Below are 20726 nucleotides of genomic sequence, written 5' to 3' on the forward strand. Positions count from 1 at the left end.
CCGCGAGGCGAGCATTAGCCGTTCGCCGGCTAATGCATCATCCAGCCGCCATCGACGTTCAGCGTCTGGCCGGTAATAAAATCGCCCGCTTCCGACGCGAACAGCAGAAACGCTCCTTCCAGATCGCCGGCGACGCCGCGCCGGGGGACGGACTGCAGCCCGGCCATTTGCGACTCCAGCGCATCGGCGGAGACGGACGGGCCTACCTTCTCCGCTTCCGTCTCCGTCCAGATCGCGCCGGGCGTAATGCAGTTGACGCTGATGCCATGCTCGCCGATTTCGCGAGCCAGCGCGCGGGTGAAGCCGACGATCGCCCCTTTGGACGCGACGTAATGCACGTACCCCCGCTGGCCGCTAAAAAACGTCACCGATGACACATTGATGATTTTGCCGTAGCGCTGCGCCTTCATATGCGGAAATACGGCCTGCGCGCACAAAAACTGCGAGCGCACGTTCACCGCCATGACCCGGTCCCAATCGGCGACGGCCATCGTTTCCCACGACTGCCGCGGGTCGATCGCCGCATTGTTGACGAGAATATCGACGGTGCCGTACCGTTTCACGGTTTCCGCGACCATCGCCCGAACGTCCGCTTCCTCCGAAACGTCGGCATAACAGGCGAACGCCTCTCCGCCTTGCCCGCGAATGTCCGCCACGACCTGTTCGGCCAACTCGGCATGGCTGCGGTAGTTGACGACAACCTTCGCCCCTTCGCGCGCGTAGCAGGCGGCCACGCTTGCGCCAATCGAACGCGAGGCGCCAGTCACGATCGCCACTTTATTGTTCAGCCTCATGGGCAACTCCTCTCTTCCGTTTCCGGATGTCGTCGATTATTATTAACGGGGTGAAGTTTCACGGGCGGCCGCTTCCATCAGCCCTTTCAAGTAGCCGAGCGCAAACAGTCTGCCCATCGTTTCATACCCCGGATCGCCGTTGTTCTCGCCGTACATCGTCGGCACATGGTCGACGCGAACGGCGCCGTCGAAGCCGATTTCCGCATATGCCTTCATCGCTTCGTACATATCTGTCTGCCCTTCGTCGTGGAACGTTTCGACGAACTTCTCCGCCGTGCCGCGAACGTCGCGGAAATGCACGTAGAACAGTTTCCCTTGCCGGCCAAAGTGGCGAATCGCACGCGGAACGTCTTCGCCTGCAGTCGCCAGCGTGCCCTGGCACATCGTCACGCCGCTGTTTGCGCTCGGCACCAGGTCGAGCACGCGCTGCACAGCCGCCGCGCTTGTGACGATCCGGCCGATGCCGCGGACCGACGGCACCGGCGGATCGTCGGGATGCAGCGATAGCTTGACGCCCGCTTCTTCGGCGACCGGCACCGCCCGCTCAAGAAAGTAGCGCAAATTGTCCCACAACGCCTCCTGGCTCACTTCGCCGTATTCCGTCCAGGGCGCGTTCTTCATCAACGCATGGTCATAACCGGTGACGTAAGCGCCGCCTCGTCCGGGTACCGCCAGCGACGTGCGAATCCAGTTGAAATGGGCCATGAAGTTGTAGCACAGCACCGGGATGCCGAGTTTGCCCATGTTGCGGATCAGCGTCAGCACAACGTCCAGCTCTTCCTCGCGGCCTTCCAGCCCCAGCTTGATCCGCGGCATCATCATTTCATAGCCGGGCTCCAGGACGCTCAGCCGGAAACCGAACTCCTCGTAGCGCATTTTCATTTGCAGCAGGTCCATGTAGTCCGTCGATACGCTGCCGTCGCTCCGTACCGGCGCTCTTCCCACCACATCCGTCACGCCCGCTTGTTTGGCGAGATGCCACAATCGATCCGTTTGCGGCGCCAAAATTTCGGCGAGTTTCAAGTCGATTCCTCCTGTCGAGTCAAAATACAAACGTTTGTATTTTGCATGAAAAAAATAATGGCTCGCTTTCTACTCCTTACAGTAGCAACATTTGGCGGATTGTCAACAAGTTTTTAGCGCAATTATACGCATCATAAACAATTCGTCCTTTTAACCTTTACCCGGCACCGCTCCTGTCGTCTTCCTGACGACCAGCTCCGGCTTCAGCACGACTTGCCGGAAACCTGCCGCTTCGCCGGTTATTTTTGCCAGCAGCAGCCCGCAGGCAAGCCGCCCCATCTCCTGCTTCGGCTGCAGCACCGTCGTCAGCGGCACCTCCGCATACGCAGACGCGATAATGTCGTCAAATCCGACAATCGACATCTCCTCGGGCACCTTCACTCCGGACTCCCGCGCCGCCCGCACCGCGCCGATCGCCAAATTGTCCGTGCCGACGAACACGGCCGTTGGCCTGTCCGGCTGTGCGAGCAACTCCGTCATGCGGCGATAACCGCCTTCCTCGTAACGCTCTTCGCCGACGAAAATATGCCGCGCCGCAAGCTCGATGCCATGACCGGCCAATCCGCGGCGAAACGTTTCCAGCCGCAGCGGCGTAATTTTGCTGTCGCCGATATAACCGAACTCGCGATGACCGAACGCCAGCAAATGGTCGATGACGCCGCCGACGCCATATTCGTGATCGATCGTCACCACGTCCATGTCCGCATACGGCTCGAACGTGTCGGCGATGACGATAGGAATGCTCTTTTTCAGCTTGCGCAAATGTTCGATCGTCCGGCGCGAGCTGGAACAAAGAATGATGCCGTCGACCCTTCTGCGCATGAACATGTCAATCAGTTTGATTTCTTCCTCGCCCGCGAAGCGCGATTTGCCGAACATCAGCGAGTAGCCGCGCTCGTTTCCCGCTTCCTCGATGCCTTCGATCACTTCCGCGTAAAACGTATTGAGCAGCTCCGGAACCAGTACGCCGATCGTGTCGTTTTTTTTGCCGACGAGGCTTCTCGCCATATCGTTGGGCACGTAGTGGTGCTTTTCCGCCAAACTTTTGATCAGGGCTTTCGTTTGCGGCTTTACCCGCTCGCTGTCGTTCAGCGCGCGGGAGACGGTAGAGACGTCGACGCCGGCCATCTGGGCAAGCTGCTTCAAATTAATCATGGGATCCCGTCACTTTCGTTTGCGCTCCGCAGCGGTGCGCAGCAGCATAAATTGTTTGGCAAGAAATTGGGGAGAGTACGGCATATCTTTGCGCAGCCAGGACACGATCGTGCCGATCAGAGCCGATGCGCCGTACCAGATGACGATGTCTTTGCGAATGCCGGTTTCGGCAAAAAAGCGTTCGTCGAGCTGCCGCTCCACCTTGTCGGTGACCACCTCCGTCAGCAGCCGCAGCATACGTTCGGTAAAAATCGGCGTTCGTTTCGAAGCAAGCACGACTTTAAAAAATTTGACGTTGTCGGCAATGTGCTCCAAAATCCGGGTCATCAATTGCAGATCGCTCTCTTCCTTCGATACCGCTTTTTCCGGCGATTCGTGCAGAATACGCTGAAAATCGTCGATCATTTCGTCCGCCATCTTCTCCATCATGTCCGGAATGTCCTTGTAATGGAGATAAAAAGTCACCCGATTGATCGTGGCTCGTTCGGCGATGCGGTTGACCGATATTTTGTCGATATCCATCTCTTCGAGCAATTCCACCAAAGCGGTTTTCAGCATATGGCGGGTGCGTACGACTCGCGGGTCGGTGCGGGACGTATTCGGCTCCATGATCGTTTCCTTTCCCCGGCGCAACCAATAAACAGTTTTGCGGATTTCGTCGTATTTTTGCGACTTTGGCTACAGATGGCAGGAGGACTGTAAACTAATCGACAGATCGCGCTTACGTGTCGCTTGTAAACGGCTTTCCAATGCCTATAATCTATTTAATACAGTGTAAATTATATTACACATTGTAAATTTAGTCTACAGACACAGAGAGGATGGAGTACGGTGAGTACCAGCAAGGCAACACTAACCAACACGATCAAAAAAGGGCCGATCTTGTTCGTCATGATTTTGGGCGCGTTTCTCGCGACCTTGAATCAGACGATCATGAGCGTCGCTGTCCCCGAATTGATGGGCGACTTCGACATCTCAGCCGCGACGGCGCAATGGCTGACGACCGGCTATATGCTGGTGAACGGCGTGCTGATTCCAATCACCGCTTACCTGATGCAGCGCTTCTCGACGCGCCAGCTGTTCCAGTCTTCCATGGTCATCTTCCTGCTCGGCACGATCGTCTGCTCCTTCGCGACGAACTTCCCTGTTCTTCTGACGGGACGCATGATCCAGGCAGCCGGTGCCGGCATCATCATGCCGCTGCTGATGACCGTCATCCTGACGCTGTTTCCGCCGGAGAAGCGCGGCGCGGCCATGGGCATGGTTGGGCTGGCCATCATTTTCGCGCCGGCCATCGGACCGACGCTCGCCGGTTACCTGCTGGAAAACTACGCTTGGGAAACGATGTTTTACGGCATGATTCCGCTTGCGCTTATTGTCATCCTTTGCGGCTACATTTATTTGACCAACGTATCGGAAAAGGCCGCGAGCCGCATCGATTGGCTCAGCGTCGCGCTTTCCACCGCCGGCTTCGGCGCTCTCCTGTACGGTTTCAGCCGCGCGGGCGGCCTGGGATGGTCGAGCGCGGAGGTGCTCGTTTCGATTATCGTCGGGGTCGTCTCCCTTGTCCTGTTTACGTGGCGCCAGCTCGTTTCCCGCAATCCGCTGCTCGATTTGCGCGCGTTCAAGTACAGCATGTTCTCCCTGACGACCGTTATCAACATTGCCGTGACGATGGTCATGTACGCCGATATGATGCTGCTGCCGCTCTATTTGCAGAACGCCCGCGGCTATACCGCGCTGGAATCGGGCTTGCTGCTGCTTCCGGGCGCGCTCCTTATGGGCTTCATGATGCCGCTCGCCGGCCGCCTGTTCGACCGGTTCGGCGCCAAATGGCTGGCGGTCGTCGGTTTATTCATCACGATCGTGACCACGATCGGCTTTATCGACTTGACCGATTCGACCAGCTATACGTACCTCATCCTCATGTCCACCGGGCGGCGGATCGGGATGGCGCTGTTCCTCATGCCGGTGCAAACCGCCGGGTTGAACCAGCTGCCGTCCAAGCTGAACGCGCATGGCACGGCGATTTCCAATACGGTGCGCCAGGTGGCTGGGGCCGTAGGGACGTCGCTGCTCGTTACCGTCATGACGAACCGGACGAAAACGCATTTGACGGACTTGATGGCGGCCGGCGGCACCGATCAGAAGCATATGGTAACCGAAGCTTCCATACAGGGGATCAACGACTCTTATGTCGTCATCATCGCCATAGGCGTTATCGGTCTGCTGCTCTCTTTCTTCATCAAACGGGTGCGGCAAGCTTCCAACGAAGAACCGGCGCGCAGCGTGGCGTAGCGCCTTTCGCCGCAGCGGTACGAACAAACGGCAGCCCGTGATCGGGGACTTCCCGATCCGGACTGCCGTTTGTCGTTTGGAGTCGATCGTGTTGGGGCGAAATAGGCCACAAAAGATGGCCTATTCCGCCATCCCCAATGTTGGCGACGGAGCCGCGGATCGAGAAGTCGGAGGAAAATTTAGGGATGGTTTTTCGAAGCTTTTGCGGTAAAATAACGATAGACGCTTCTCGCCGCTCTTACGGCCCGAACAACGGCAGCGTAATTCGGCAGCCGGACGTTTCGCCGGGCAACGACAGCCAATCCAGCGTGCCGTCATGCAGCGCAAGCGCCGATTCGACATAAATCGCCTCAAGGCTGGCCGCAAACGCAACCGGCGATCTTCCGTAAGTTCCGGCGGCCGTCTCCTCAAACTGCCCTTGCGCGAACGGATCCGCACCCTGCGGGATGCCGTACGTTTCCAGGCGCAACCTGTCGCCGTCAACCTCGGCCGTCAGGCGCAAGCCGCTCGATCTGCCGGGCGAACCGTATACATAATGAAACAGCAGGCGCAAGGCGATCCGAAGCGCATGCGCATCGCCGCGCAGCCGGACATTCGCCGCCGCGCAGCCGATCTGCGGCTGCCAATCGTCATCCGGGAGCCAGGCGGGTTTCAGTTGCTCCACCCACCGATCGGCGAAAAAAACGAGGTAACGGTCCGAAAATCCCCGGCGAACGGCATCGAACGCCTCGACTAACTCGTTCATCCGGTCGAGCTGCTTGCGGATGTACAACGAATATCTTGCTTTCCGCTCCGCCGTCGGTGGCGGGTCGTCCGCTGCCAACAGTTCGAAAAAACCCGTGATTGTCGTGAGCGACGATCGCATATCTTCCGACAGCAAGTCGCCGACAGTTCTCCAGGCGGCCGTTTCCCCCGGTCGCTGCTCTTGCGTCATCAGCTTCGCCTCCGATTCCATTCGAATGAGCTGCGGCTTCCCCTGTTGTAACCAGCACGAAGCGAAGAAGGAGTGGCATGGCATGGCCCAATTGTTGCTAGTGGAAGACGATCGCAACATCGCCGAACTGATTCAAATTTATTTGTCCGAAGAAGGCTTCTCGATTCGGCACGCATCCACCGGCCAAGAGATGGAGATGCTGTTCGCCGAAGCCGTGCCCGAACTCGTCATTCTGGATATGCGGCTGCCGGATACGGACGGCCTGACGCTGTGCCGGCACATTCGCGCCGCTTACCGCATGCCTATTCTGATGCTGTCTGCCGTCAACGACACGAAGGCGAAGATCGATGCGATCACGACTGGCGCCGACGATTATTTGTGCAAGCCCTTCAGCATGCGAGAGTTGGCCGTCCGCGTCATGGCGCTGCTTCGCCGCGTGCAGCCGCCGACGCATGCCGCGGCGGAACAAGCGGCGGCCGCCGCCGCCCGCAGCTCGCTGCCGGAGCAACCGGCCGAACCGGCCGCCATTACGATCGACGTGGACAAGCGTCGGCTGAGCTTGAAAGGCCAATGGATCGAAACGACCTATTTTGAATTCGAGCTGATGAAAATTTTTCTCGCCCATCCCGGCCACGTCTTCGACCGCGAGCAGCTGCTCACCCTGATCAAAGGGCTCGAAGCGGAAGTGTCCGATCGTTCGGTGGACGTGCACATCAAAAATTTGCGGCGCAAATTCGAAGACGATGCCAAAAATCCGAAACGAATCGTTACCGTACGCGGCGCCGGCTACAAGTTCGAGCCCGAATGACACCGTTTACGCGCCGTTCCCCGTGTTGCCGTAAACGCTGCGCCGTCTGGCGCCTGTTAGCACCTCGATCAGCTCGAGCGGCGTGCAGGCGAGCAGCGTCGGTTCTTCGCCGGCGCCCAGCTTGACGATTTCGCCGTCGCCAACGGCGTAGGCCGTCTGCTTCGTTTCGCAGATGCCGATGCCGCGCACAATCGTCCAGGATAGCTCGCGGAAGCCGCTCCCCGGGTACGACAGCGCCTCCCCCGGGAACAGACGGCGCCGGCGCACGATCACTTCCGGCATGCGCCACTCGCCTCCGAGGCGCGCGCCTTCCTTATTCCTGCCCTCGTCGATTGCGGGCTGCTCCGGCCAATTCCCGTCATAAACCACGGCCACGACGCGAATCGCCAGTTGGAACAACGCCTGCCTCAAATCGAGCCTGGGCAGCGAACCGTAACAGCGGATAAGCGATTCGGGCTGCCGGGGGACGCCGTGCGCCCGCATCAATTCGTCCATCGCCCCGAGCCGGAACGCGGTGACGCCGCAGCTTTGCAGCGCGCCGCGAACGAACAAGTCGTGGGCTTCCTCCATCGACGCTTTGCTGACGAATCCGCTTACCGCCGGATAGATACCCGTTCCGGTCGCTGCCACCCTTTCCGTTACGATATAGCTTTGGCCGAAACGAGCCCGTTTGGGCCAGACGCCGACGAATGCGGCTTCCGCCGTCGACTCCCGAAGCGTATGCTCGAGCCGAAGCAAGCTGCGGCAAAACGTTTCGTCGACTCCATCACCCGGCTGCAGCATGCATACCCATTCGTCCGGAGGCAGCTGAAGCCGATCGCGCAAATAAGCGCAGGCGTAGGCCGCTGCCGCAAATTCGCCGTTCTTGGGCGGTGCCGGTTCGGCCACAACGGCAACGTCCCCGAGCCGGGCGCGCACACTCGCGAGCAAATCGATCGGCGCCACGATGCGGGCGCTGTTCCGCATGCCCGCTTGTTCCATATGACGCCATACCCGTTCCGACGCGGCGTCATCGTTCCCCCACTGCAGCAACCAGTACATCGCACTCACTCCTTCGGTATCGTCTCCCTGATCCGAAACGCCCGTCGCGATCGTCGCGCTTCTTGTCATGGCAACATCATACCGTCCTATTGTGTGCGGAGAATGAGCGGCGATTGTGAGTTTTCTTCATAAATTCCTACACACAAACTAAAGTTCGATTACCTTGGTAGCGATTTGGCGGCAAAACTCGCGGTCATGCTCAACAAACAGCAATGTCGGCGCATAATCGAGCAGCAGCTCTTCGATCTGCATGCGCGAGATCACGTCGATATAATTGAGCGGCTCATCCCAAACATACAAATGCGCCGGTTCGCACAAACTTTTGGCGATCAGCACTTTCTTTTTCTGGCCGCTGCTAAAGTCCGCTATCTCTTTCTCGAATTGTACCCTGGCAAAGTCGAGCTTGCGCAAAATCGCCTTGAACAAACTTTCGTCAAGCCCATGCGAACGCGCAAAATCGGTCAAACTGCCGCGCACAAACGAACTCGATTGGGAAACGGAAGAAATTTTAAGCCCGCTGCCGATCCGAACGGTGCCCGTATGCGCAATCGTTTCGCCGCAAATCAGCTTAAGCAGGCTCGATTTGCCGGAGCCGTTCCTGCCGCTCAGCGCAATCCGCTCCCCTTGCTCGATCGTCAGTTGCACGCCCGAACAAACCGTCCGGTCGCCGTAATGAATGGAGACGCAATCCAACTCGACCAGCCGGTGTTTGTGGTACGCAAGCGGCGAAAGCTTCAGCCGCTCCTTTTGCTCGATATTTTGCAGCAGGCCGGCTTTTTCTTCAATGGCGTTCGTTTGCCGGTGCTCGATCGATTTCGAGCGCTTCATCATTTTGGCGGCTTTATGCCCGACGTACCCTTTATCGACCTTGGAACCGGAATTGCGGGTGCCGTTTTTCGTTTTTTCCACTTCGTGCGACCAGTCGCTCGTTCGTCTCGCCGCTTCCTTCAGCTGCCGAATATCCTTCTTCAGCCGATCGTTTTCGGCCAGCTCGTAGTTGTCCTGCCGCTGTTTGTTCTCCCACCAGCTGGAGAAATTGCCTTTCTGGATGTCGATGCCGGTTTTGTTGATCGACAGCATATGATCGACGCAAGCGTCGAGAAACGCACGATCGTGCGATACCAGAATGAAACCGCGCTTCGCGGCAAGATAATCGCTCACCAGCTTCCGCGCATTGCTGTCGAGATGATCGGTCGGTTCGTCGATCAGCAGAAACCGGTTTTCGTTCAGGAACAAGGCGGCCAGCAGCACCTTCGTGCGTTCGCCGTACGACAACGTACGGAACGGTCGTTCCAGCGCGCCCTCTTCTACTTGCAGCAATGACAGCTCGCGCTGCAGCTCCCAGTATTCATAGTCCGTTACGATCCCGTTCACCACGTCAAGCGTGAGCTGATCTTCGTCGTCGACACGATACGGAAAATAATCGAAGCTGACGGAAGCGGAAATGGTCCCGCTGTATTCGTATTTGCCGAGCAGCAAGTTCAGAAACGTCGTTTTGCCTCTGCCGTTCCGCCCGGTGAAGCCGAGTTTCCAATCGGTATCGAGCTGGAACGAAACCTGTTCAAAAATCGGGTCGTAGCTGCCGTCATAAGCGAAAGTCAAGTTGGCTACATTTATTAATGACATAAATCATTCCTCCTGCATAAGAAAAAGCTGCAAGAAAATTACTTTCCCGCAGCTCATCTATATGCAGTCCATCGCACCGCCCCGGGACGATCGATCCGGCGGAAGCGGCAACGAATTGGCAGTTTTATGAGCGGAAAAGGAACCGTAATTTTCTTGCGCGTCAACGATAAAACAGGCATGCGAAAGTATGAAAATTCGCATCACGTGTTTCACAATTGAGTCGGTCGGCAAGAAAACTTACATGTTCCCCTTCAGCTCCCTTTTCGAAAAATTACATGCATCGTACCACATCCGCCGGCGCTTTTCAACCTTGGGGACGCAATCCGCTCTCCGCTTGTTCGGCGAAAGCGCCGAACATGGTGACGAACAAACCGACAAGCTCCAGCATTACGTCGCGATCGAACGACCGTGCGGCGGACATGCAGTATACGTATCGATAATGCAAGCCACCCTCCTCTTCCAGGCCAAAGTGGCCGATCGGCACCCGCGTGTTGATTTCCGCCACCGTCGCCGCCGCCGCATCCCGTTCCGCAACGCCAAACGCAAACGGGAGCTTGGCATATAACTGTACCAGCTGAATCGCGTCGATCGACGTATCGTCAAGCGGCAGGAAGCTGAAGTGTATGTAGCGCTCCCGCCCCTTGTCATCGTGCGGCATTCCTGCCAGCAGCACCGGGAGCGGCAACGTATCGGACGCCTCGAGCAAATTCGTCGTTATGCCGGCCTCTTGCAAGATGGCCTCAAGCTGCCCGAGCTGCGCCAGATGGCTCGCCTGTTCAAAATCGGACGCCATCGGTGTCGCCTCCTATTCCCGCTGTTTCATAGCCTCGACCAGTTTCTCTTTCAGTTTGTCCGGATCGCTCTTGAATGCTTCAAACGCGTACAAACTGATGCCGGCCGCCTGCACGAGATCGTGCACTTGTTTATACTGCTTCAAGACGGCGTCGTCGTTCGACAGTACCGGCAGCTTGCCGATCATGTCGAGCATCAGATCCGCATGCGTCGACCGTTTCTCCTGCTTCTTTTCGGTTGACTTCTCGGCGTTGAAAATCGCTTTCGTAATTTTCCATGCGCCTTGTTTGGCCGCGCGGTCGCGACCGGCCTGCTTGAGCGAACGAACGAGCGGCATGGCGGCGCCGGCGCCGGCGGCCACAATTTTCAGCGGCGTGCCCACTTGCGCCCCGACGCCGGTAAGCGTTGCGATGTCTCCGGCGATTTTGGTCAGCTCGATGCCGATCTGCAAACCGCCGCGCGTTGTCCGCTTGACGTTGATGTCTTTCATTTCTTTGGCGAGCTCGTATTGCTGGACTTCGTCCAGCTCCGCCGTCAGGCGATTCTCTTCCTGCTCGCCTTCGTTCCGCTTCTGGGTAGCGTCCGCAAGCTGCTGTTCCAGAATCGTCTTGCGCTGCTTGTTGCGCTCCACACGCAAGCCGCCGCGGGCGATACGGTTGTCCATTTTGGTGATTTTGACCGTAATCGTTTGCATCTTGCTGTCGTTTTCATCTTTTTTCTGGATCGCGATCGTGAGATCGTCGGACAACTTCTGCTTGTGTTTGCCCAGCTCGCCCATGTCGACGCCGGCGTTGCGGAACCTTGTTTTCGCTTTGATGAACGACTTGCCGGCATGCTTGTCCTTGAACTCCCGTTTCAGCTTGGTCATCGCCGAACGGTTGAGGCCGGCCTTGATCACGTCGACGGTCTTGAGCGCAATCTTCACGCCGCTGACCGCAATGCTGACGCCCGGAATGACGGCGGTCAGGCTGGCCGTACTCGATTCCATAATCTCCATGATGCCTTTGGCGACTTTGAGGCCCGAGGATGCCGCCTGAATGGCGTTGCTGATCGTTTCGATCACGCCTTTGGCCGCTTCGCCCTTGTCGAGCCCGCCGTTTTCCGAATATTTGCTGTACATATCGTAAATCGACTTGACCGCCATAATTGTATTTTTGACGGCGGAAATCGCTTCGGCCACCGTCCCTGTATAATCGCTTACAGCCGAAGACGCGCCGACGCCTTTCTCATGGCCGACCGACTTGGCGGCCTTGTCGACCAGTCCGGCCGATCCGCTGACCATCTTGCCCCCCGATTCGATCATCGACGAACCGGTGGCGGCGTAATTCCACCGTTTGTTATGGCCGGTACGGCCCGAATCGCTTGAGACGGAGCGAGTTTCCCGGATCGCGCTCAAAATTTGGAACGGCCCGCCGACCAAATCCGCCGTGGACGAAACGGCGCCCATCGACGCGGAATCTTTGGCGGTGTTGGGGTCATTATTTTTGTCGAACGCATCTTTCAGGTCGTCCGAACGTTTACCGAAGCTTTCGCCGATCGAGCCGACGATGTTTCCGCCGAGATCCGCCCGATCCTTGACCACATCCTGCTGTTCTTGCGACGGGGGTGTCGGAGGCGTTCCGGATCCTGCGCGTTGGATCGTACCGGGCGCGGTACCCATCTGGCTGAGGTACTGCTGGGTCGCACGATTGCCCATCGTACGCTGCATGTTCATCATTCGTGCCGCCGACGACTGGCCCTGCATGCCGCTGCCGCTGCTTGTCCGTTGAACCGTTGGCCTTGAAGGAGCCGGGCGTCTGCCGGTTCCCGATTGATGCACGGGCATACGAAACCTCCTCTTGCACAAACATTCTGCCCAGGGGGGTGTTTAAACACACCCTAACTATATCACACTCGGTTGCGATTGTTACTAGTTTTTGGTCGATTTCAAGGTTTTGTCGCCAAATTGCCATACGCTGCTGCATACCCAGCTCAGTTTCAAGAAAATCAAGCCGATTCCGTTGGCGATCGACGACTGCCGGTTGCCACAACAGCTTTGCGCGAAACCAGCAGCAGCAGCTCTACCGTAAGCACGGACAGCGGCACGGATGCCGGGTAAGCCAGATAACGCGGCTCCCATACGGGATTGAACTTGTCCTTGTAACGGCGCAAGCCTTCGAAGCCATACCATGGTCCGCCATAGCGGAACACAAGCCGGGCCAGCTTCTCCTCGCGGAACGCCGTTTCCGTTTGGCCGACGCTGGACAGCGGCGCCATGCCCAGGTTGAACTGCGCATAACCCTGCTCCTTCGCCCATTCGAAGAGGTTGATGAATAAATAATCCATCGTGCCATTGGGCGCATCCGGCAAATGCCGCATCAAATCGATCGAAGTCGTCGTGCCGCTGTCGTAGCAAGGCATCAAGGTCGCGAACGCGATCAGTTCGTCGCTGCCGTCCGTCAGCAGTGCAACCGGCGCCCGCTGTATATAATCCGGCTCGAACCAGCCGAGCGAAAATCCTTTTTCCTTGCGCCCGGCGAGCCAGCGGTCGGAAACCACTCGCAGCCGCGCCATCAGCGCTTCGCCGTGCGGCGGTTCGGCCATTGCGAAGCGGCAGCCTTCGCGCTCGAAGCGGTTTTTGACGCTGCGCAAGGCGGCATTGCTTTTGCCCGACAGCCGAAATGTCGACAGCGGTACCAGCGCCTCTTCCCCCAGCTTGAAAAACCGGTAGCCATGCTCGTGGTAAAGCGGCAAATAGTCCGCCGTCGCTTGATAGAACACGACATGCAGCGCATGCTTGTCCGCAAATGTCTTCCATTCGCCGATGGCGGCGCCGGCCGATTCCGCCGGACCGATCGGGTCGCCCAGCACGATCAGCTTGTTTCTCGTTCGCGCATACGGAAACAGATGTTTCCCGTCCTTCGTCCAGAACAAATATTTGTCCCCGAGGAATAATGTATGGGTCAGCAAGTTTCCCTGCTGGGTCCGCTGCAAATAGTGCGCCAACTCGTCCAGTTGCCTGCGATCCGGCAGTGCGGCGATGCTGCCGTCCCGGCGAAGCGCCGACAGCAGGAACAGCACGACCCACGCTCCAACGAGACCGATCGCGGCCATAATGGCGAAGTCGTGCGAATCGGGAAAGAACTGCTCCCGGATGGCGGGAGGCAAATGACGGAACGCGCCGCGATGCGCCTGGACGCCGAGCGTGTAATAGGCGAATGCGGCACCGCTTGTCCCAGCAGCCAATAAACCGCCGCACGTGTCGAGAACGGCGCGCTGACGCGGTAGAACCGGGGGTGCGACACCCACAGCAGCAGCGCCACAACAGCGACAAACGCCGCCTCTTCGTAATCGAACCCTTTGGCGAAAGTAAACGCCGCGCCGGCCGGAAGCAGAACGAGCGTCGCCCGGTATGCCTTGCGGATGCGCAAGGAAATGCCGCGCGACAATACAAGCAGCGCAATGCCGATCATAACCGACAGCTGGTTCGACAGCTTCATAATCGGAAGCGTCAGCACTTCTTCGGACAAGCGCAGGCGGTACAGCATGCCCGGCGTCGCTGCGGACAACAGCAGCCACAGCCCGCTAAGCAGCACCAGCTTGCCAAGCGCCCAGGCGCCGATATCGCCGAGGAAGCCGAGCTGGCCCGGCCAACGCCACAGCTTCTGCCAGCCGTTCCAGACGCTTTCCCACGCCGGCGCGGCCCAGGCCTGCACCCGTTTGCGGTTATAGGCGATGTCGAAGACGGCGAACGCAAGGCCAACCGTCCACGGCAGCACGTAGTAAAACAGCCGGTACACCATCAGCGCCGCCAGCGCCTCCTCCGGTCTGGCTCCTAGCAGCTGCAGGCCGAGCATGGCGGTCAAATCGAACGCGCCGATGCCGCCCGGCGCCAGGCTGATTAATCCGGCAACCGCCGCTACCGTAAAGATGCCGAGCCCGGTACCGAGCGTCATGCCGTCCAGGAACCGGCTAGCCGCAAACCAGAACGCCACGCCGGCCAGCGTCCATTCGGCCAACGAAGCGCCGGTCATGGCTCCCGTCAGCAGCCAGGACGTTCTGCCGCCGCCGGGCTGGAAACGCCGCGACAGCCGGACCGAACGTTGCAGCGCAATGTAAAACGGCAAATAGAGCGCCATTCCTGCCAGCGCAACCAGCAAGGAACGATGCCCGTGGGCAAATACTGCCAAAGGAAAAAGACCCGCAAGCGCGGCGAGCGCAAGCACGGACAGGCCGGTAATCATCGCCGGCGACAAAAACACGATAGCCGCAGTGGCTGTCGCCGCCGACACCTCGTTGCTGCGGTACAGCAGCAGCCTGACTCCCGCTCCCGTTACGCCGGCAAATCCCATCATATTATTGAACGTATTGGCGATCCAGCCGTACCGGAACGTCTGCCAGCCGCTCAGCGGCAACGCGAACCGCCGCCGCAGCGCATAATCGTAGGCGCACATGACCGCTACCGCGGCGAGCGCGATCCCGGCCATTTCCATGGACGGCACAAGATGAATGCGGCGCAGCGCATGGAACGTACCGCCTAAACTAAGGCGGCGAAGCTCCAGCCCCGCCTCGCGGAAAACGTAGACAAGCACGGCGAGTGTAATGATCAGCCTCAGTGCCCGCGTGCGATACAGCGCCATTATCATTTGAATCAGTTTGTAGCGGGACATTCCGGCCCTCCAATTTCGTCGCTTCGCTATTCATCTTCCAAAATATATCATTCGTCAATCGAATACAACGAAAGATTTTCTGAAGAATAGCGAGCGTGCGGCCGTTCGTCAGACTTCCATCAACCGGTTTCTCCGCTCCTCCCCGTTCGAATCGACAACTTTTGCCCGCTCTACAGCTCTGTCGGCAGTCCCTGAAGATACATGCTGCGACAGTCCGTATTTCCTCGCAGAGCCTGAATGGTTTTCGGATGGGGCTGCGCGTAAATGACGGGGTAATCCGTTTCGTTGTATGCTTTTCGGATGGGAAAAGCCAGCTTTTCCCCGGTCAGGGAAAATTCCGCTTGAATGCCCGGTTTGTTGCCGCGTGCATCCAGGCGAATCCATTGGCCCGATGGTTGCAGAAATACAGCATTCAAGGCATGTATGCAGTACCCGGTATCCGGGGTATCCCCAAGAGTAAGCCGTTGGTAACAAAATCCGGCCGGAATCCCCTCGCTCCTCAACAAGGCGCACAATAAATTCGACTTCGCATAACAGATTCCTTCGCGAAAATGAAGCACTTCCGAAGCCTGGCACGTGATTCTTGCGCTTTGAATGTCCCACGAATGCGAGATTTCGTCTCGAACGAATTCATAGGCTTTTTGGATAAAATCGGTTTCGTGAGACGAGGCCGCATACAGCTTCGCAGCTTGTTCCCCGATCGATGGGTGGTGGAAATCGACTTCCTCCGACTCCGCCAAATAATCCTCGCGCACGTCTGATTCGCCATGCAGGTTCACGTTCACTCGGTCGCCGCCTTTATCGTCATTTCGTATAATAATACTTCACGACGAATAAATATACAATATATACAGCGGCACCAACGCCACCTTCCACCAAAACGGATGTTGGTGCATTCCTCGAACAGGAGGAGATCAAACGACGAATAACCGGCGAAACCGGCTCCCGCTGCGCGCGAGGGTTGTTATTCCGCTCGCTTCTTGTTTTCCGGATTCTTCGAACGATAACGGCCAGGGTGGAATCCGAAAAACAAAGGCGAACGCTGTCGCTTCTCCATAACAACCCTCGCTCTCCGCTCCGCCACTCGCCACTGTTTTAACCATCGCCAAACGCGGCATTCTCCCCTCCGCCAACTAACAAATTCGCTTTTCGTGTCGCTCCGATCAAGACTCCTGAAAAATAGGCCATGTTTTATGGCCTATTTCGCCAAAAACGGGCCGTCTCTCCGAAATACCTTCACGCGTCCTATTCGATGCAAAGCTTGCGATGAATACCGGCGCCCTGGTGGCCGGAATCAAGCCGGAGCGCCTCGTCGAAAGCTGCCAGCGCTTCCTGGCCCCGGTTCAGGCCGAGAAGACCGAGCCCGCGCATATAGTGGCAGTGAATCCGATTGCGGACGTTCAAATCGTCGTCGAATACGAGGAAATCCGGCAGAGACACAGCAAAATAGTCCATCTTCACGTCGTCGAACAGATGCTTCTCCGCATAATCGATCAGCTTGTTGAACCGCCGGTTCGCTTCCTTTTCCTCGCCCAGCTTCCGCCACGCCATACCTTGGTAAAAAATCATGTCCGGCGGCTGGTCGTTATAGAACATCGCGCTGGCCGGCTCCTCCAGCCCTTGCGAAGCGATGCGCCAGCAGCGGGCCGCTTCCTCGTGCTCGCCGCGTCCTTCATGGGCGCAGCCGAGGTAATTGTAGATGTGGTTCTCCAGTGCGCCCGCCAGCTTGCCTTCGCCCAGATTGTGCGGGTACGTCAGCGCCCGGGACAACGTCTCGACCGCCTCGTCGAACCGGCCTTTGGCAAGCGCCCGTTTGGCCAGCTCTACGTGGGCTAACACGTATTGGCCGGTCACCTTGCCCTCTCCGCCTTCCCATGGATGAAACCGCCGGGCCGCAATCGCTGCCAGCGCTTCCTCGTGCCTGCCTTGGGCATTGAGGAGCGTGGCGAATTCCACGTACAAGTCGTCCCGCTTCTCCACGAGCCCGCGCTGCGCTTCCAGTTTGGCGTACCGGACCTCCGGCGCGAAGCCGAGTTTCTTGTACAGCTGATCCAGTTCGTAGCAGACGCGGGCATCCTCCAGGTTGCACGCGAACGCCTTCTCCAGCGAAACAAGTGCCGCCTGCGCATCATTCCGCTTGTTGTAATAGGCCAGCGCCAGATTGCGGTGTACGGTGGCAAAACCGTCATGGATCGCTCTCGATTGCTCCCAATGCGATATCGCCCGATCATGCCGCTTCTTGTCGTACATCCAGTTGCCCAAATAATAGTGCGCCTTGTCGTCCTGCGGATTCGCCGCTACCGCCGCCTCCAGCGTTTGCAGGTCGAACAGGCTGTTCGGGAAGCAATAGTCCGGCGCCGCTTGCCGTCCGGCTTGGCGATGGGCCGCGGCTGCCTCGCTGCGACCGGATCTCTCGTGCAGATAAGCGAGCGCATAATGCAGCATCGGGTAAACGTCCGCGCCGACAGTCGGAACGATCCGGCCGAGCGCTTCGGCCGCTTCGTCAAACAGGCCCGCCGCGGCATAGTCGGCCGCGAGGCTCAAATAGTTGTGAGCATCGCCGCGCATCAGCCGAACCAGTTCGTCCAGCGCAAGCCGCGCTTGCTCCGTTTCGCCCATGGCCAGCAGGGTCAAGTACGCTTCATTGGCCGAGCCGAAGTCGGCAATGTCCAGACGCAGCGTCTCCTTCGCGCAAGCCAGCGCTTCCGCGAGCCGCCCCGCCTTGCGCAGCAAAGCCGCGCGCAGATGACGCGCCTTGTAGTTTCTGGCGTTGCGGACGAGCGAACGGTCCGCCAGCTCCAGCGCCTCGGCGTATGAACCCCGTTCGCAGGCGATTTGGGCGAGCGAAAAGTAGCCCGGGTCCTGCCAGGCCGCGGACCATACCGATTTGTAAAATGCGGCGAACGCTTCTTCCAGCCGCCCTTGCTGCTGCAAAGCCACGCCGAGCTGATAGCAGGCTTCGCTGTCGTAAGGATTCGGGTTGCGCCAGGTGAGCGAACGGATCGCGCGACGGAAATGAGCCTCGCTCTCCGCGAACTGGCCGCGCCGCAGCAGCAGTGTGCCGTAAGCAACGTTGATCCGGATGTCGGACGGATCGCGTTTCAAGCCTTCGAGGTAATACGCTTCCGGCTCGAACGTCGCGTGCCGGTATTGCTCCAGGTGCAGTCCTGCCAAATACAGCTGCTCGTTTGTTTGCAACTCATGCGGCACAGGCATCGGCTTGGCCGCCTCGGGCATCTGTTCGATCGCCGGACGCGCCGGCCGGTAAGCGATCAATGTGCGTCCCGCTGAGTCTCTCACGCTGACGGTCAGGTCGTGCGCCTCATCCTCTTCGTCCAGATTGACACTCGTATGGAACGTGGACGTCGGCGACAGCGTAATCTTCTCTTCCAGATAGCGCCGCTTCTTTCCTTGCAGCGCGACGACCGCCCCTTCGAATACCGATGTCGCGTACGCCATGACAGTCGCCCGCCGCTCGGATGGCTCCACCTCGAGATTGACGGCGGCGTCGAACGAAGCGTTTTTGACGATACCGATATCCTTGTACGGCATGAAGATTTGTTGGAACGATTTCTCCTCATACGGCTGCAGCCACGTAAAGTCCGGCTGGTTATCGGTGTACACGCCGGTCATGAGCTCGATGTACGGGCCATCCTCGTCGGTCAGATGGCGGTCCCAGGCTTGGCCGAACTCCCCGTTTCCCCACGTCCACTGCTTTTTGCCCGGCGAAATGTGGCGGTTGGCCACGTGCAGCAGCCCCGCCCCTACGCCGTGGTCGTAGCCGCCGACGAAGTTGAAGTCCGACTTGTATGCCATGTAAGAGGTCGGAACGGGAATATTGCTGTAGCGCGAAATGTCGACCCCGGCGGAATAGTCCATTTTGTAATAAGTCCCCGTGGCGATCGGAAAACGCGAAACGTCACGCTTGCCGTGATCGAACACGGCGGTAACGTCCGGCGGGAACACCGACTGCGTATGATCGTTTACCGCCACCGCCGGATTGGCCCACCACAGAAACGTTTGCGGCTCCGGCGTCCGGTTGTAGAGCTGGACGGAAATTTCCACATACGCTTTGCCCGGATGCAGCGTGAAGCCGGCCGTCATTTTCGTCCCGTACATCCGGTCGATTTCGCTCACCCAGACGGTCGCGCTGCCGTCCTCATTGTCGGACAGCCGGTATTCTACCGGGCCGAACGTGTTCGGACGGTGATGCTGCGGCCAGTTGAATTCGATGCCGCCGGAAATCCACGGACCGGCAAGCCCGACGAGCGCGGGCTTGATGACGCGGTTGTAATAGACGAAATCGTATTGGTTAGTTTTGTCCAGCGCGCGGTAAATGCGGCCTCCAAGTTCCGGCATCAGCTCGATCCGTACGTATTCGTTCTCCAGAATCGCCAACCGGTAATGTTGCGGCCGCTTCTCGTCCTCAATCTTGTCGATGACCGGATGCGGGTACACCCGCCCGGAGCTTCCCTGATAAATTCGTTTCTCCAGAAACATCGGATTTTTGTCCGGTTCCCCAACGCCGTAAGTGGGAATCGTTGCGTCTTCCTCCCACACGCGGACTTTATTTGCCGGCTGTTGCACGTCAATCTCTCCCCTGCTGCAGATACTTCTACTGTACTCCCGCGGGCAGGCGCTTCCAATTGACGAAATGCGGTTCTTGATGGATGATATTCTTACTCAACTGCCAAGGAGGCTTTGATTGGTGGATATGATTCGCAAACCGGATGGATTCGATTCGCAGAAGCTTTTTATTCAACCGGACTATATGCTCAAGGAGTTGGACAGGTCCGACTTGACGCGCTCCCTGCACGTCGGCGACATCGGCTGTTTCCCTAGCGCCCGGTATCATTACCGGGAAAGAAAGGACGGCTGCGACACCCCTATTTTCATCTATTGCGCGGAGGGGGAAGGCTGGATCGTGTTGCCCGGCGATCGTACGTTCCGGGTAGCGGAGGGCCAACTGGCGGTCATCCCTGCCGGCGTTCCGCATCGTTACGGCGCGTCGGCAGAGGACCCCTGGACGATATATTGGTTTCATCTGCAAGGCGATCACGCCGGGCAGTTGATCTCGCTGTACGGGCTGGACGCCGGACCGGCGCCGCTTCCGCTCGGGACCCGGTCCCGGTGGCTGGAAGGCTTCGAGCAAATGTACGCCCTGCTGACGGACAAAACTTATTCCGTTCCCGTACAAGCCCATGCCGCTCAAATCGCCCGGCACATGGTCAGCACCGCCGGCCTGACCGCCGGACGTACGGCGCAGGACAAAAAAAGAGAGCGTTATCTGGAGCAAGCCATCCGGTATATGACCGACCGGTTGTCCGACTCCGTTACGCTCTCCGGGCTGGCCCGGCATACCGGGGTGTCGAAGCAGCATTTGATCCATTTGTTCAACCGCGAAACCGGGTGCCCGCCGATCGAATACTTTTTGCGGATGAAGATCCGGCGAGCCGGGCAACTGCTTGACTTGACTGACCTGAGCATCAAGGAAATCAGCGCCGTCGTCGGTTTGTCGGATCCGTATTACTTTTCGCGGCTGTTCAAAAAAGTGATGGGCTGCTCGCCCACGACATACCGCAAAATTCCGAAAGGCTGAAGAATCG

Annotated in this window: 16 protein-coding genes; 3 read left to right on the forward strand and 13 right to left on the reverse strand. The window is 58.3% G+C overall.

The window, feature by feature from the left end; all coding sequences use genetic code 11:
- Positions 1-29: 29 nt before the first annotated feature.
- The 4 genes from EXY20_RS24090 to EXY20_RS24105 all read right to left on the reverse strand — a co-directional run bounded on the left by EXY20_RS24090 (position 30) and on the right by EXY20_RS24105 (position 3581).
- Entirely contained in the window at positions 30-794 is a 765-nt protein-coding gene (locus EXY20_RS24090; RefSeq protein ID WP_135554676.1) for an SDR family NAD(P)-dependent oxidoreductase, read from the reverse strand.
- A gap of 42 nt (positions 795-836) precedes the next feature.
- Positions 837-1817 carry a mannonate dehydratase gene (locus EXY20_RS24095; RefSeq protein WP_135554677.1) on the reverse strand — a complete coding sequence of 327 codons (981 nt, stop codon included), beginning with the start codon at positions 1815-1817 and terminating at the stop codon, positions 837-839.
- 150 nt (positions 1818-1967) lie between these two features.
- On the reverse strand, positions 1968-2972 hold the full coding sequence (locus EXY20_RS24100; protein WP_135554678.1) for a LacI family DNA-binding transcriptional regulator: 1005 nt from the start codon (positions 2970-2972) through the stop codon (positions 1968-1970).
- A 9-nt stretch (positions 2973-2981) separates the two neighbouring features.
- Positions 2982-3581 carry a TetR/AcrR family transcriptional regulator gene (locus EXY20_RS24105; RefSeq protein WP_135554679.1) on the reverse strand — a complete coding sequence of 200 codons (600 nt, stop codon included), beginning with the start codon at positions 3579-3581 and terminating at the stop codon, positions 2982-2984.
- 282 nt (positions 3582-3863) lie between these two features.
- On the opposite strand from EXY20_RS24105, the gene EXY20_RS24110 reads away from it, so the two are divergent.
- Positions 3864-5270 (forward strand): DHA2 family efflux MFS transporter permease subunit, encoded by a 1407-nt coding sequence (locus tag EXY20_RS24110; RefSeq protein ID WP_135554748.1) that lies wholly within the window; start codon positions 3864-3866, stop codon positions 5268-5270.
- A 238-nt stretch (positions 5271-5508) separates the two neighbouring features.
- Here EXY20_RS24110 and EXY20_RS24115 read toward each other — a convergent pair whose 3' ends face one another.
- Positions 5509-6204 carry a histidine kinase gene (locus tag EXY20_RS24115; RefSeq protein ID WP_135554680.1) on the reverse strand — a complete coding sequence of 232 codons (696 nt, stop codon included), beginning with the start codon at positions 6202-6204 and terminating at the stop codon, positions 5509-5511.
- A gap of 82 nt (positions 6205-6286) precedes the next feature.
- Here EXY20_RS24115 and EXY20_RS24120 point away from each other — a divergent pair, with 82 nt between their 5' ends.
- On the forward strand, positions 6287-7012 hold the full coding sequence (locus tag EXY20_RS24120) for a response regulator transcription factor (RefSeq protein ID WP_135554681.1): 726 nt from the start codon (positions 6287-6289) through the stop codon (positions 7010-7012).
- A gap of 6 nt (positions 7013-7018) precedes the next feature.
- Here EXY20_RS24120 and EXY20_RS24125 read toward each other — a convergent pair whose 3' ends face one another.
- The 8 genes from EXY20_RS24125 to EXY20_RS24155 all read right to left on the reverse strand — a co-directional run bounded on the left by EXY20_RS24125 (position 7019) and on the right by EXY20_RS24155 (position 19707).
- A complete protein-coding gene (locus EXY20_RS24125; protein WP_135554682.1) occupies positions 7019-8122 on the reverse strand; it encodes a hypothetical protein in 1104 nt (367 codons plus the stop codon).
- A gap of 78 nt (positions 8123-8200) precedes the next feature.
- Entirely contained in the window at positions 8201-9679 is a 1479-nt protein-coding gene (gene abc-f / locus EXY20_RS24130) for a ribosomal protection-like ABC-F family protein (protein ID WP_135554683.1), read from the reverse strand.
- A 304-nt stretch (positions 9680-9983) separates the two neighbouring features.
- Entirely contained in the window at positions 9984-10472 is a 489-nt protein-coding gene (locus EXY20_RS24135; RefSeq protein WP_135554684.1) for a YbjN domain-containing protein, read from the reverse strand.
- A 12-nt stretch (positions 10473-10484) separates the two neighbouring features.
- Positions 10485-12296, reverse strand: coding sequence for a hypothetical protein (locus tag EXY20_RS24140; RefSeq protein ID WP_135554685.1), 1812 nt, complete (start codon positions 12294-12296; stop codon positions 10485-10487).
- Between the two features lie 161 nt (positions 12297-12457).
- Positions 12458-13531, reverse strand: a complete 1074-nt coding sequence (locus EXY20_RS40005) for a phosphatidylglycerol lysyltransferase domain-containing protein (RefSeq protein WP_235886173.1) — start codon at positions 13529-13531, stop codon at positions 12458-12460.
- A complete protein-coding gene (locus EXY20_RS40010) occupies positions 13414-15120 on the reverse strand; it encodes a lysylphosphatidylglycerol synthase domain-containing protein (RefSeq protein ID WP_235886174.1) in 1707 nt (568 codons plus the stop codon). Before EXY20_RS40010 ends, EXY20_RS40005 begins: the two co-directional genes overlap by 118 nt.
- Before the next feature lie 170 nt (positions 15121-15290).
- Positions 15291-15899 (reverse strand): transglutaminase-like domain-containing protein, encoded by a 609-nt coding sequence (locus EXY20_RS24150; protein WP_135554749.1) that lies wholly within the window; start codon positions 15897-15899, stop codon positions 15291-15293.
- Between the two features lie 466 nt (positions 15900-16365).
- Positions 16366-19707 carry a DUF5107 domain-containing protein gene (locus tag EXY20_RS24155; protein ID WP_235886175.1) on the reverse strand — a complete coding sequence of 1114 codons (3342 nt, stop codon included), beginning with the start codon at positions 19705-19707 and terminating at the stop codon, positions 16366-16368.
- A gap of 127 nt (positions 19708-19834) precedes the next feature.
- On the opposite strand from EXY20_RS24155, the gene EXY20_RS24160 reads away from it, so the two are divergent.
- Positions 19835-20719 (forward strand): AraC family transcriptional regulator, encoded by an 885-nt coding sequence (locus EXY20_RS24160; protein ID WP_135554751.1) that lies wholly within the window; start codon positions 19835-19837, stop codon positions 20717-20719.
- Positions 20720-20726: the final 7 nt, after the last annotated feature.

Source organism: Paenibacillus cymbidii (assembly GCF_004764705.1).
In the GTDB taxonomy this organism is placed as follows: domain Bacteria; phylum Bacillota; class Bacilli; order Paenibacillales; family NBRC-103111; genus Paenibacillus_AN; species Paenibacillus_AN cymbidii.

Bases quoted from the DNA above. Each gene is read 5' to 3' on its own strand.
- EXY20_RS24125 (WP_135554682.1), bottom strand. From the start codon at position 8,122: ATGACAAGAAGCGCGACGATCGCGACGGGCGTTTCGGATCAGGGAGAC.
- EXY20_RS40010 (WP_235886174.1), bottom strand. From the start codon at position 15,120: ATGTCCCGCTACAAACTGATTCAAATGATAATGGCGCTGTATCGCACG.
- EXY20_RS24100 (WP_135554678.1), bottom strand. From the start codon at position 2,972: ATGATTAATTTGAAGCAGCTTGCCCAGATGGCCGGCGTCGACGTCTCT.
- EXY20_RS24120 (WP_135554681.1), top strand. From the start codon at position 6,287: ATGGCCCAATTGTTGCTAGTGGAAGACGATCGCAACATCGCCGAACTG.
- abc-f (WP_135554683.1), bottom strand. From the start codon at position 9,679: ATGTCATTAATAAATGTAGCCAACTTGACTTTCGCTTATGACGGCAGC.
- EXY20_RS24105 (WP_135554679.1), bottom strand. From the start codon at position 3,581: ATGGAGCCGAATACGTCCCGCACCGACCCGCGAGTCGTACGCACCCGC.
- EXY20_RS24090 (WP_135554676.1), bottom strand. From the start codon at position 794: ATGAGGCTGAACAATAAAGTGGCGATCGTGACTGGCGCCTCGCGTTCG.
- EXY20_RS24135 (WP_135554684.1), bottom strand. From the start codon at position 10,472: ATGGCGTCCGATTTTGAACAGGCGAGCCATCTGGCGCAGCTCGGGCAG.
- EXY20_RS24140 (WP_135554685.1), bottom strand. From the start codon at position 12,296: ATGCCCGTGCATCAATCGGGAACCGGCAGACGCCCGGCTCCTTCAAGG.
- EXY20_RS24160 (WP_135554751.1), top strand. From the start codon at position 19,835: ATGATTCGCAAACCGGATGGATTCGATTCGCAGAAGCTTTTTATTCAA.
- EXY20_RS24110 (WP_135554748.1), top strand. From the start codon at position 3,864: ATGATTTTGGGCGCGTTTCTCGCGACCTTGAATCAGACGATCATGAGC.
- EXY20_RS24115 (WP_135554680.1), bottom strand. From the start codon at position 6,204: ATGACGCAAGAGCAGCGACCGGGGGAAACGGCCGCCTGGAGAACTGTC.